The 11,770-nt window shown below is 41.3% G+C and carries 12 protein-coding genes; 4 read left to right on the plus strand and 8 right to left on the minus strand.

The window, feature by feature from the left end; translation table 11 throughout:
- Positions 1-298: 298 nt before the first annotated feature.
- The 3 genes from ACTWQL_RS17625 to ACTWQL_RS17635 all read right to left on the minus strand — a co-directional run bounded on the left by ACTWQL_RS17625 (position 299) and on the right by ACTWQL_RS17635 (position 3,864).
- Complete coding sequence (locus ACTWQL_RS17625) at positions 299-1,195, minus strand: GNAT family N-acetyltransferase (protein WP_443143740.1); 897 nt, start codon at positions 1,193-1,195, stop codon at positions 299-301.
- Between the two features lie 79 nt (positions 1,196-1,274).
- Positions 1,275-2,600: a S8 family peptidase gene (locus tag ACTWQL_RS17630; protein ID WP_443143741.1), complete on the minus strand. Its 1,326-nt coding sequence runs from the start codon at positions 2,598-2,600 to the stop codon at positions 1,275-1,277.
- Between the two features lie 157 nt (positions 2,601-2,757).
- Positions 2,758-3,864 (minus strand): PRK06851 family protein, encoded by a 1,107-nt coding sequence (locus ACTWQL_RS17635; RefSeq protein ID WP_443143742.1) that lies wholly within the window; start codon positions 3,862-3,864, stop codon positions 2,758-2,760.
- 240 nt (positions 3,865-4,104) lie between these two features.
- Between ACTWQL_RS17635 and ACTWQL_RS17640 the strand changes: the two genes are divergently transcribed.
- Together ACTWQL_RS17640 and ACTWQL_RS17645 are read left to right on the plus strand one after the other, a co-directional pair.
- Positions 4,105-4,455, plus strand: coding sequence for a DUF488 domain-containing protein (locus tag ACTWQL_RS17640; RefSeq protein ID WP_443143743.1), 351 nt, complete (start codon positions 4,105-4,107; stop codon positions 4,453-4,455).
- Positions 4,456-4,629: 174 nt separating this feature from the next.
- On the plus strand, positions 4,630-4,890 hold the full coding sequence (locus ACTWQL_RS17645) for a spore morphogenesis/germination protein YwcE (protein ID WP_261131264.1): 261 nt from the start codon (positions 4,630-4,632) through the stop codon (positions 4,888-4,890).
- Between the two features lie 101 nt (positions 4,891-4,991).
- Here ACTWQL_RS17645 and qoxD read toward each other — a convergent pair whose 3' ends face one another.
- The 4 genes from qoxD to qoxA are packed head-to-tail and all read right to left on the minus strand — an operon-like array spanning position 4,992 to position 8,797.
- Positions 4,992-5,288 (minus strand): cytochrome aa3 quinol oxidase subunit IV, encoded by a 297-nt coding sequence (qoxD, locus tag ACTWQL_RS17650; RefSeq protein WP_443143744.1) that lies wholly within the window; start codon positions 5,286-5,288, stop codon positions 4,992-4,994.
- Positions 5,281-5,916, minus strand: coding sequence for a cytochrome aa3 quinol oxidase subunit III (gene qoxC / locus ACTWQL_RS17655; RefSeq protein ID WP_443143745.1), 636 nt, complete (start codon positions 5,914-5,916; stop codon positions 5,281-5,283). The genes qoxD and qoxC overlap by 8 nt, the downstream gene beginning before the upstream one ends.
- 14 nt (positions 5,917-5,930) lie before the next feature.
- Positions 5,931-7,862 carry a cytochrome aa3 quinol oxidase subunit I gene (gene qoxB / locus ACTWQL_RS17660; RefSeq protein WP_443143746.1) on the minus strand — a complete coding sequence of 644 codons (1,932 nt, stop codon included), beginning with the start codon at positions 7,860-7,862 and terminating at the stop codon, positions 5,931-5,933.
- A gap of 20 nt (positions 7,863-7,882) precedes the next feature.
- Positions 7,883-8,797: a cytochrome aa3 quinol oxidase subunit II gene (qoxA, locus tag ACTWQL_RS17665; protein ID WP_443143747.1), complete on the minus strand. Its 915-nt coding sequence runs from the start codon at positions 8,795-8,797 to the stop codon at positions 7,883-7,885.
- A gap of 439 nt (positions 8,798-9,236) precedes the next feature.
- Between qoxA and ACTWQL_RS17670 the strand changes: the two genes are divergently transcribed.
- Positions 9,237-9,671: an SRPBCC family protein gene (locus ACTWQL_RS17670; RefSeq protein WP_443143748.1), complete on the plus strand. Its 435-nt coding sequence runs from the start codon at positions 9,237-9,239 to the stop codon at positions 9,669-9,671.
- A gap of 141 nt (positions 9,672-9,812) precedes the next feature.
- Entirely contained in the window at positions 9,813-10,763 is a 951-nt protein-coding gene (locus ACTWQL_RS17675) for an isopenicillin N synthase family dioxygenase (protein ID WP_443143749.1), read from the plus strand.
- Between the two features lie 53 nt (positions 10,764-10,816).
- Here the strand turns inward: ACTWQL_RS17675 and ACTWQL_RS17680 are convergent, their stop codons facing one another.
- On the minus strand, positions 10,817-11,389 hold the full coding sequence (locus ACTWQL_RS17680; protein ID WP_443143750.1) for a hypothetical protein: 573 nt from the start codon (positions 11,387-11,389) through the stop codon (positions 10,817-10,819).
- Between the last annotated feature and the right edge of the window lie 381 nt (positions 11,390-11,770).

Raw genomic sequence — 11,770 nt, forward strand, 5'->3', positions numbered from 1 at the left:
AATTACCTTCTTACTTTCTAATAATTGGGACTATTTCGAAATATTTCATACGAAGGATTCATCCATAAAGTGGAAAGGAAGGAGTTTTGCTCGATTTAACGGTCGGGACTTTTGACATATAAAAGAGGAAGGAAGCAAAATTTAGGGAAGATAAGCGAAAAAGAGGGAAAAAGAAAAAGCTGATTTTTAATGGATCAGCTTTTAAGAAGAGAATTATCGTATAATTCGTCGTTCTCAACGAAAAATTTCAACTTTGCTTTAAATTATTTTGACTTGGCATCGAATAATGAAAAGTTTGCTACGAATTCAAATTGTAATTATAACAGACCATCGTTTCGTATTGTTCAAACCCTTCAGACAAGTAAAGGTTGACCGCCTTTTCGTTCTCAGCGTTTACCGTGATCAATGCCTTTGTTAAGCCGACCCCTTTGCCGAATTGCAACCCTGCTCTCAGCAAGTTACGCCCTAACCCTTTTCTATGATAAGATTTTTTGACTGCGATTAAATGGATGAAAAGGTGCACTTCCCCTTTATGGACTTCCCTTGTCGTCCTCACAAGTCCAACGGGTGTGTGCTCATCGAACAAAACCTTAATACTACCCTCTATATAACCTTCTTCATTACGCATTTTTTTGACTTCCTGTGGAAGGACAGGGGTTTCTGAACCTGCAAGAGAGGCGAAGGCATCATTGCGCACTTCACACCATGCTTCTTCATCTCTCTCGAATTGGAAGGTTCTCAATTGATAACCTTCTGGGAATCTGACTTCGCCAACAGGAGAATCTGTTCGGTCTAAAACGAATGAATAACGCTCGATTTCAAATCCCAGTGTCTTAAATACATCTCGCTGGAACCGGCATTCACCATGTACGAAAAGGAAGAAGCGGTCGATCATATTTGTATGCGGCAAAATAGCCTCCAGGAGTAATCGATAAGCCTCAATACGTTCAATCTCAGAATAGAAAATACGAAATCGTCCTCGCTTCCCTCTTCTGAAATAATCACCCATCATCAAGGATGCGGCACCGATCACTTCCTCTCCGTCCTTTAAAAGATAAGTAGGATTCTCCTTATCATTTCGGAATGATTTCAAATCTTCATCATTTAAAAAAGAATCGTCTACAGCACATCGCCATTCTTTACAATGCCGCAAAAAGCGTTCAATTTCTGTGTCCCTCAAGGGTTCTACCCTCATACATTCTCCTCCATTCGTCGCCACAAAAAAAAACTGCGAATGAAAATATCACTCACAGTCATTATATATCGAACGGTTGTTATTCAGGTATTGATTTTTCAGCATTGATGAAGCCACGGCCATAGATGTTCGGATCAAGTCCTTCTCTTTGATCTGCTCCTTTCAAAAGCATCTCCTTGATCTGATCCGTGGTAGCATTTGGATTGTGCTGTAACATCAGCGCAACAACACCTGCACAAATCGGTGTTGCCATTGATGTGCCCGACATGACGAAATAATCGCCGTCGACCCGGCTCGACTTTTGCAGCTTATCGATGTAGGAGTTCGGGGAACGGAGAGAGACGATATTGACTCCAGGAGCCAGAATATCGGGTTTTTCCAATCCATAAACCGTCGGACCTCTACTTGAAAAACTAGCAACATCATCATCCGATTTGTCTACTGTGTTGAAGTCATCCGAAGCACCGACAGTAATCACACGATCGCTAACCCCTGGACTTGAAATCGTTTGGACATTCGGACCGCTATTCCCTGCGGCTACACACACGACGATTCCATTTTCCCAAGCTTTTTCGACACTTTGCACCATCGGATCTTTATCTTCATGTTCATACTTTTGGGCAGCTGCTCCAAGGGACATGCTGATGACATCTATTTTTTTATCTGGATGATCCTTATTGTATTGGAGACACCAATCGATTCCTTGCATGATTGATTCCAATGTACCGGACCCCATTTTGTTCAACACCTTTATCCCGATGAGATTTGCCTCATAAGCAGGTCCTCTATATTTCCCATTTGAAGCTGTTCCATTCCCGGCGGCATCACCTGCACAATGAGTTCCGTGACCATTGTCATCATATGGTTCTATTCGCTGATCTACGAAATCGACAAAGTCTACAATTCGACCATCAAGGTCTTCATGAGGGTGAATACCAGTGTCGATCACTGCAATGGTAACGTCTTTTCCGGACAAAGCCGTATTGTTCCGAATGATATTTTCAGCATTCACTGACGGCGTAGCAACATCCAACAAGGCTTGTACTTCTCGATTCAGATAAATTTTTTTAATATGAGAGCATTTACTAAGGATGTCTTCGAGCATGGCAGGAGTAGCATCGATACTGCAACAGGATACGAATGAGAAGGTTTTCCTCATCCGGCATCGTGTATGGCTTTTTGAAAACTGATGGAGTTCATGGCATCCATTCTCAAATCCATCCTCTTGGAATTCGATGACGACTGAAACTTTCTTCATTTTCTTAATGAACCGTTCAACGGAATTGTGCATAAAGCAAGGAATCCAGGTAAACGGCCTGTACATGTAAAGCATTTGTTCTCGCAGTGGCTGATCGATTTTATGCGCATAGGTTCGTATGGTTTGAACCATGGAATAACCAAACATACTTTCACCTCTATCAATTTGTCAGGTCTTTACTAGATTATGAGAATCTAATAAAAACGTAACGGTACACGCCTATTTGATAGAGAAAATAGATTTCAGGGCGAAAATTACAGAAATGAAGACAGACGCTGACGTTGCATCTGTCCTCATCTCATTCTCACGTTGTCTGACCGATCATCGACAATCGTTTGATTTCTTGCTCAATTTCATCTTTCAGTTCTTCCACTTTAGCGTAATCCATTGCTTTGATATAGTAACTTTCTAATTCATCATGATATTCCTTTGCCTGTGCAAGGCATTGGATTGCATTTTTCATATTTGAAGCATATCGTTCGGTTATATCCAATAGTTCCACTGCATATTTTTCATCCGTTCCCGGGGTAATTGTTCTTTTATACATATCAACGATCTCATCATTTTCACGATCCGGAAAATATTCATGAGGTGCTGTACTATCGAAAATCGCAATACCGAGCTCCCGTATGATGACCATATCAAGGCTGTTCGGATCGAATCCACAATGATAAATTTCAACATCAAATCCTTTATCTTCCGCTGTTGCGGCAATCTTTTTCAGCAGCGTCGATTTGCCTGATCCTGGTCTGCCTTTGATAAAATACCGTTTGTAAATCCCCTCTGTCAGATTGGGGACAAAATCCACGGCTCCTTTTGGCGTCGCCGCCCCTAAGAAACGATGTACTACCTTTGAGTCTTTATGCAATGATTTACCTGCAAAAAATTCTTCAATTAATTCATTTGTCAGTTGATCGGCTTTTGCAAAATCCATATTTTCGATATAGATTTTTTCCCATTCATCATGTACTTCCAGCGCATCTGCAAAATATGCATACGCTTCATTAAAAGCATCAGATATACGGGTGCCGAGCTTTTCGATTTTTTCCCGGTGAGATGCCAGTATGTTTGAATCCCATGCGGATCCTAAATTTACATATTCCTCCACTGCCCCAGGGAATTTCGGTTCAATGACATGCGGTGCTGTACCGTCGACGATTCCGACTTTCAATGTTGTAATGATTACCCCATCAATCGACTCATTATCGGATGAACAGTGAAGAAATTCTATATCATATCCTCTATCGTTCCATTCATGCCCGATCGCTTTCATCAGTGATGATTTTCCTGTGCCAGGGCCGCCTTTTAAAATGAACAAACGGTCTAGTCCCTCTAAACATGATTCATATAGACTGTAAAATCCTCTAGCGGTATTCCCGCCTGCAAAATAGTTCGTGATCTTACCTGACAAGACAAGCACTCCCTTCCATGATATCGGATTGCCTCTGTTATTATATGCAACAAAGCCTTTTTGGGTGATTGCCCAGAGTTAAAGGGTGCGTTTAAAGAACGTTGAAAGAAAACTTGGCAAAGCCGAGCCTTTGGCGTAGGCTGAGCTTTAGTTGCGCTTATATTGAAGAAAGTATTTTATACTTTCTTTAAATGCAAAAAAGGAAAATTAATAAAACCAAATTGTACGGAGGTTATGAAATTGGCTATTCAATTGAAGCGAATTTATGAATCTAAATCAGAAAATGACGGAAAACGGATCCTGGTTGATCGCATCTGGCCAAGAGGGATTTCTAAGGAAGAGGCAGGTTTAGATGAATGGTTGAAGGAGGCAGCTCCAAGTCCGGAGTTACGTAAATGGTTCGAACATGACCCTGATCGTTTCAAGGAATTCAAGGAAAGATATGAAAAAGAATTGGATAATGATGAAGAAAAACAAAAAGCTGTAGAAAAAGTAAGATCATTTATGAAAGACGGAAAAGTGACCCTTTTGTATGCTGCCAAAGATCAAAAGCATAATCATGCTGTCGTTTTGAAGGATTATCTCTCTTGATTTACGCCCGATTGTTCAAAAACTTTTCACAAATAATTATTATCGTGTTATACTATTTGTAACAAATCGTTCACAAATTAGATTTAAAGTTGTCACAATGTACGGGACATACTTATATGTAAAGTATTCTTTTGTAAGCGGTAACAATCGGTTTATGAAGGGAGGCGTTCCATCATGGACGTATTCTTAGTTTATTTACTTGTAGCAAGTGCGACGCCGCTCTTTTTGTGGCAGGACCGGAAAAAGCTTGCGATCTTGCAAATCCCATTCATCCTATGCATGTGGCTGTATGTGGTTTTGTATTTGTCATTTGACTTGAGTATGCTGACACATATTGTTTTAGGATCGATTTTTGTAGCGAATGTCATTTTCGCACATGTCGCTGCATTCATGATCTTCACTGGACACGCGTTTAACAAAGCGAAGAAAATTTAATTTAACTTTTACTGTTGCATTTAAGAAGTAAAGGTTTTAAGCGAAATATGGCGAAAAGAAAAAATGCGTGCTGACATGACGTCAGCACGCTCTTTATGTGCTTAATGGAATCCGTATGACAATACGAATAACGTTCCAACTACGAGAATGACCGCGATAAATGCTGAATGAATCATCATGTGAGTCTGATCTTTTCCGCTACTGCTTTCTGTCATATGCATGAACATGAGCAGTTGGATGACCGCCTGGAATATCGCTAAGGTCACAATGATTGCGATGATCACCGTCATCGAAAATCCAGAATACAACCCAACCCATAAAGCGACCAAGGTCAAAATGATGGATAATATAAATCCGATCAAATGCTGCCATGGAAAGTGTGAACTCTTTTTAGCCATGGTGCATCACCATCCCATACAGATAAACTGCAGTAAAGATAAAGATCCATACGACGTCAAGGAAGTGCCAATACAAACTGGCGACAAATACTTTTCTGGTAGTATGTTTAGTCAATCCTCTTTGGACCAGTTGGATGATGATTAATATCATCCAGGCGATACCCATTGTGACGTGAGCACCATGAGTTCCAACGAGAACGAAGAAGCCGGACCAATAAGCACTTGTCGTTAAGCTGGCTCCTTCATGGACGTAGTGGATGAACTCATAGATTTCAAAGCCCAGGAATCCTAATCCCAATAGTAATGTGATGCCCAGCCAGACAATCAGGCCTTTTAAGCTGCTACGCCGCATTTCATGAACAGCTAAACCGCAAGTGAAGCTTGAAGTTAAGAGCAAGAACGTTTCAATCAGGACACCTTTTACTTCAAATAACTCTCCAGGCGTAGGTCCATCCGCATAACGTCCTATTAATACGAGATATGAAGCAAAAAGGGTTGCAAACAGAGCAATCTCTGCCCCAAGGAAGACCCAGAATCCCAAGATGTTCAAGCGACCAGTCTCCGATTGATATTCTAACGGCGTGTCAGGAGCTTCGTGCTTGCCGTTTTCAGATTGCACATATTCCATTTTTCACGCCTCCTCTACTCATTGGATTTTTCTATTCTTTCAATTTCTTCAACGGGTACATAATAACCATCTTCATAATCAAACGATCGCAGGACAAGCATGGCTAGTACACCGATCAGACCTGCAATCGCCATCCACCACCATTCGAATACAAGGCCAAAACCGCTTATGAAAAAGGCTGCTGACATGATAATCGGTTTCCCTGAGTAATTTGGCATATGAATTGGCTTGTAATCTTTCTTGATATCTTTAACAGGATCCCGTTTCATTCTCGAATAAGCATCTAGTCCAGTTACCTCAGGAATTTTAGCAAAGTTATAGAACGGTACAGGTGTATGTGTCGACCATTCCAACGTCCTGCCATCCCATGGGTCTCCCATCGTTTCACGTTCTGCATAACGGAAGCTCCAGTAAATGTTATAGACGAGCAAGACAAATCCGATCGCCATACCAATCGCACCGGTTGTCGCAATCACATTCAAGTCGAACCATCCGTCTGCCCATTCGTATGTGAAAATCCGTCTCGGCATACCATCCAAGCCCAGGAAATACATTGGGAAGAAGCAGACATTGAATCCAATCATGAATAACCAGAAACTCCATTTACCAATACGCTCGTTCAACTTGTGACCGAACATTTTCGGATACCAGAAGTACAAGCCTGCAAAACAAGCAAATACAGTTCCGGAGATCAATACATAATGGAAATGGGCAACCAGGAAATACGTGTTGTGATACTGATAGTCAGCTGCAGCCATCGCGAGCATGACCCCTGTCACTCCACCAATCGTGAAGTTCGGGATGAAGGCCAGTGACCATAACATGGCTGACGTTATTTTTATCCGGCCTTTATAAAGGGTGAACAGCCAATTGAAGATTTTCACCCCGGTCGGGATCGCAATCGCCATTGTCGTAATCGAGAAGAACGAGTTGACAACCGCATTCGCCCCCATCGTAAAGAAATGGTGCACCCAAACGATGAAGCTTAGGCCGGCAATGGATACCATCGACCAGACCATCGCTTTATATCCGAATAACGTTTTTCGTGCAAAGGTACTGATGATTTCTGAAAAAATACCGAATGCCGGTAAAATGACGATATATACTTCAGGATGACCCCAAATCCAAAAGAGGTTCGCCCAAAGCATCGGAAGACCGCCGTCCGCAAGGGTAAAGAAATGACTACCGAACAGACGGTCAAAGGTCATCAAAGCAAGTGCTACGGTCAGCACCGGAAATGCAAAGATAATCAAAAGCATCGTGATCAAGGTTGACCATGTGAACATTGGCATCCTCATCACACTCATACCCGGAGCACGCATTTTCAATATCGTAACCAGGAAGTTGATTCCGGTAAGCAAAGTCCCGATCCCTGAAATTTGTAAGCCGAGCAGGTAATAATTTTGACCTGGTCCGGGATTCAGTTCATCTCCAGCTAATGGTACATAACTTGTCCAACCTGCTGATGGTGAGCCACCTATCACAAAAGAAATATTGAAAAGCATAGCACCGAAGAAGAACGTCCAGAAACTCACGGCATTCAAGTACGGATAAGCTACGTCTCTCGCCCCGATTTGAAGTGGGACGACAAAGTTAATCAAACCGATTAAGAACGGCATAGCCATAAAGATGATCATGATCGTTCCATGTGTCGTGAAGATTTCATTATAATGCTGCGATTTGAGAATTTCTGAACCTGGAGCGGTAATCTGCGCCCGCATGAGCAGGGCGTCGACCCCTCCGCGGAACAGCATCAAGACAGCTGCAATGATATACATGATTCCGATTTTTTTATGATCAACAGTAGTGAGCCATTCGCCCCACAACCATTTCCACTTTTTGTAATAAGTCAGGACAAAGACGATCGCGATCGATGTTAAGACAATTGAAGCATCCGCTGCATAGATGAATGGATCTCCTGTGACAAAAAATTCATCCCATTTCATAGTCTCTTCCCCCTTCCCTACTAATGTGATCCATGTGAGTCATTGTGGTTATTTTTATCTTTTGATGGGTCCAATCCTTTGCGGACTTTGACTGCATAGTCTGGTTGCTTTGCATGATCGACCCATTCAAGATGTGTTGATGAGAATGTAAGCTTTTTAGTGAATAGTTCCTTTTTCATCAACTCATTGTATTTTTCTTGTGACAGTTTTGGTGCAGATTCTTTTGTTTCCTGTACCCATTTTTCGTAATTCTCTTTTGTTTGCGCTTTTACGATGAACTTTTGTTTCGCAAACCCTTCACCTGTAAAGTTTGCGTTTCTGCCTTTATACGTGCCAGGCTCGTCCGCTTGTAGATAAATCTCTGTTTCCATACCTGCCATGTTATATTCCTGTCCGCCTAATTGCGGAATCCATAAAGCTGCCATTGAGTCAGCAGAAGTCAATTTGAAAAGGATTGGCCGGTCTTCTGGTATGTGTAGATAGTTGATTGTCTCGATATTTTCTTCCGGATAAGTAAAAATCCATTTCCAATCCACAGAAGTTGCATGGACGACCACCGGATCTTTATGGGATGTGGCCTTTGGTGGTTCTTCGAGTGCATAGATGGTTTTAACGGTTGGAACTGCAAGCGCTATGACGATGAGGACCGGTATCGCTGTCCAGATGATCTCAAGCACCTTGCTTCCCTCATCCTGAGGCGGTTCATAATCGGCATTCTCTGGACGCTCCCGGTAGCGTACGATCATGAATGTGAAAAGGACAAAGACAACAAGCACGATGAAAAGCATGAATCCGATCGACAGCATGATCAGGTCTTTCTGTTGCAGCGCAACGGGTCCTTTTGGGTCCAAAACTGCAAGCTCACTGCAGCCGCTAATAAAGGGAATCATAACTAGGGATAAGAATCCGAGAATGAATTTTGCCTGTTTTTTCAATGGAATCACCTTCCTTCCTGGGGTTAGTCGTTTCTATGTGTATGAAGTCTTTACTTCTATGGAATTGACTAGATAGTGAAGCAATGATTTTAGCAACCGGATAAACCAACTCTCCTATCTCAATCTGAAAACAGTTTGAGTCTAAAGAGGTTATGAGTTAGCTTTACCCTATCTCATTCATTTGTAAAACCTTTCGAATCCCTTTAAACACAAAGTGTCATCAGATCGTTAAAAGCTCAAAAATTTGAAACAAGTTGGTCAAATTTTATTCTTATTATTGGATATTGTTTCATCGGTTGGCGATCCGTACCATTATTGAGGGTTAAACGAACTTAGTGTATACAATCACCCTTCGTATAATTCCAACTAACAAGCACATTGCCTGTTTTTCGTTAATGCGTTACTATTTAGTCACATAATAACGAAAAAGGTGAAAAAGATGATAAGAGTTGTTGTTACTAAAACGATCGAACAGCCTCCTGAAAAAGTGTTTACGTATATTGCAAACTTTGAAAACAACCCAAAGTGGCAAAAAGGTATAATCGAGGCAAAGTTCACTACAAATGAGCCGCTACAGGTAGGTTCAACGTATGATCAAGTAGCGAAATTTTTAGGCAAGCGTATTATCACAACGTTCCGTGTTGTAGCGTATGAAGAAAATGAAAAAATAAAGATTACAAGTGTTAAGAGCACCTTTCCAATTACGGTCACACGTACGGTGGAGCCTTTTAATGGGGCAACAAAGGTGACTACTATAGTCGAAGGTGATGCTTCGAAAGTGTTTAAAATTACTCAACCGATAATGAAAAAAATGGTTGAAAAATCCGTAAAAACTGATTATGAAAACTTAAAGAAACAACTCGAAGGTAAGTGATTCAAAAGGGCTAATGTCCTAAACCTAGTATTTAACTGTAACAGGGACTATGAATCTAGTTGTTAGACCTCTAATCACGTGGTATAATCAAAAAGGTTTGTAAACGATTACATTTTTTATATCTGGGGAGGTTCTAACATTTTGAGTAAACCATTTATTCGTACATTGAATCTAAAGGAATATACACACGGAGACTCACAGTCCCGCCAAGCGTTCTCCGAAGAATTTGCAGCTGGGCTTAAGGAAATCGGCTTTATCATTCTAGAAGGTCATGGTGTTGACCCGAAATTGATCGACAAAAACTATGAATTATGGGAAAAGCTTTTCAGCATGAATGTGGAAACAAAGCAAAATTATGAAGGAATTGATGGAGGACAGCGTGGGTACACCGGTTTTGGAAAAGAGCATGCGAAAAACCGCACTGTCGGTGACCTGAAGGAGTTTTGGCATACAGGACAAGAACTTCCTCATGGGCATCCTTTAACTGCAGACTATCCTGCAAACGTATGGCCAGAAGAAATTCCTGAACTGCGTAAGTACGCTGGAAATTTTTATCGTGAATTGGAACGTGTTGCGCGCAACATGCTTGAAGCATTGGCACTGCATTTCGATCTTCGTCAAGAATTCTTCTCTGACATGATCAAGGATGGAAACAGCATCCTTCGTTCCATCCATTACCCAAAACTTGATGAATCGATGGATCCGAATGCAATCCGTGCAGCAGAACACGAAGATATCAACTTGATTACGTTACTAGTCGAATCTACAGCATCTGGATTAGAGCTTCTAACTCGTGAAGGCGAGTGGATGGAAGTAAAAGCTGAAAAAGGGCAGATTATCGTTGATGCAGGAGACATGCTTTCACGAATCACAAACGAAGTCATTCCTGCCACAACGCACCGTGTCGTTAACCCTAAAGGTGAAAACACATCCAGATATTCAATGCCGTTCTTTGTCCACCCTTACAGCAGTTGTTTACTCGAAACGATCCCAGCTTGTGTGACTAAAGATAATCCCGAGAAATATCCTGCGATTACAGCCGGAGACTTTCTTTACGAGCGTTTGGTTGAAATCGGCTTGATAAAAGCGTAAACATAGAATTCAGTTAAAAAAGGCACCTTTTGAGGTACCTTTTTTCAATTCGCTTATGTCATAAGCCCTCTTCTATTGCCCTTAAGGATCGTCAATCCGTAAAGGACCATGCCCGTTACAAACAAAAATCCTGTAAATCCGAGTAAAGCAGAGAGAAAAGCGAGGAAATGCCGATCCAATGTTGCATGGATATTATCCGTCAAACCTGAAAATATACCTGATAGTTCCAGCTGTGTATACATCCATTCAATCCCAATGATATGGAACAACACAGCAGCGGTCATCACTGTGAACCCTGCTATCACACAAAGTGCTGACAACCACTTCAAGTTTCTTAACCGATTCGTCGCCAGTAAGAAACTGAGGCCAATCAACAGAATAACCATCAAGCCATTCCAAATTAGCAACGCAGTCATTTGCTCATAATACTTCTTAATTTGATCCATTCGTTTTTGGTCCATTTTCAGTAACGGTGCCCATTCTACATGATCGATGAATTTATCATGGTAGATGGTTTCACCTTGCATGCTTTCACTGCGCTGCACTTTCTCAAGGAAAGCGGTGCGAATATCAGTGAGATCAATCGCTTCTAATTCAACATCTTTATCTAAAATATAATCCCACATGTCCTTCTCGATGAAGGATAGGATTTCTGAAATCCGATTGATACACCTGTTTGCTTAAACTCACTGACTGTATCATACGGCTTAAATACCGTAAGATGAACAGCCATCAAAATGAGTGTTGCTGAAATCAATAAAAACAAACTTCCGTATATCAAGTATTTAATCGTTTTAACTACCACACAAACACACCCTTATCAACTGTGCAAACCTTGTTAACCTATTCTCTTTCCTAGGTCTTCAGTCCTTCTTAAATGAAGGCTGTTTTCGCAAACTTTGTTGCTCTTGCACTTAAAGAAAGTATAAAATACTTTCTTCAGTATAAGGGCAACTAAGGCTCGACCTACAAAAGGCTTGGTCTCGCCAAGTTTTCTTTAAAAGTCG

This window comes from Pseudalkalibacillus sp. R45, assembly GCF_052246725.1.
In the GTDB taxonomy this organism is placed as follows: domain Bacteria; phylum Bacillota; class Bacilli; order Bacillales; family Fictibacillaceae; genus Pseudalkalibacillus.

What these genes read in the sequence shown, in the direction of transcription:
- ACTWQL_RS17625 (WP_443143740.1), bottom strand. Translation starts at nt 1,195, where the DNA reads ATGAGGGTAGAACCCTTGAGGGACACAGAAATTGAACGCTTTTTGCGG.
- ACTWQL_RS17630 (WP_443143741.1), bottom strand. Translation starts at nt 2,600, where the DNA reads ATGTTTGGTTATTCCATGGTTCAAACCATACGAACCTATGCGCATAAA.
- ACTWQL_RS17645 (WP_261131264.1), top strand. Translation starts at nt 4,630, where the DNA reads ATGGACGTATTCTTAGTTTATTTACTTGTAGCAAGTGCGACGCCGCTC.
- qoxD (WP_443143744.1), bottom strand. Translation starts at nt 5,288, where the DNA reads ATGGCTAAAAAGAGTTCACACTTTCCATGGCAGCATTTGATCGGATTT.
- qoxC (WP_443143745.1), bottom strand. Translation starts at nt 5,916, where the DNA reads ATGGAATATGTGCAATCTGAAAACGGCAAGCACGAAGCTCCTGACACG.
- qoxB (WP_443143746.1), bottom strand. Translation starts at nt 7,862, where the DNA reads ATGAAATGGGATGAATTTTTTGTCACAGGAGATCCATTCATCTATGCA.
- ACTWQL_RS17670 (WP_443143748.1), top strand. Translation starts at nt 9,237, where the DNA reads ATGATAAGAGTTGTTGTTACTAAAACGATCGAACAGCCTCCTGAAAAA.
- ACTWQL_RS17680 (WP_443143750.1), bottom strand. Translation starts at nt 11,389, where the DNA reads ATGTGGGATTATATTTTAGATAAAGATGTTGAATTAGAAGCGATTGAT.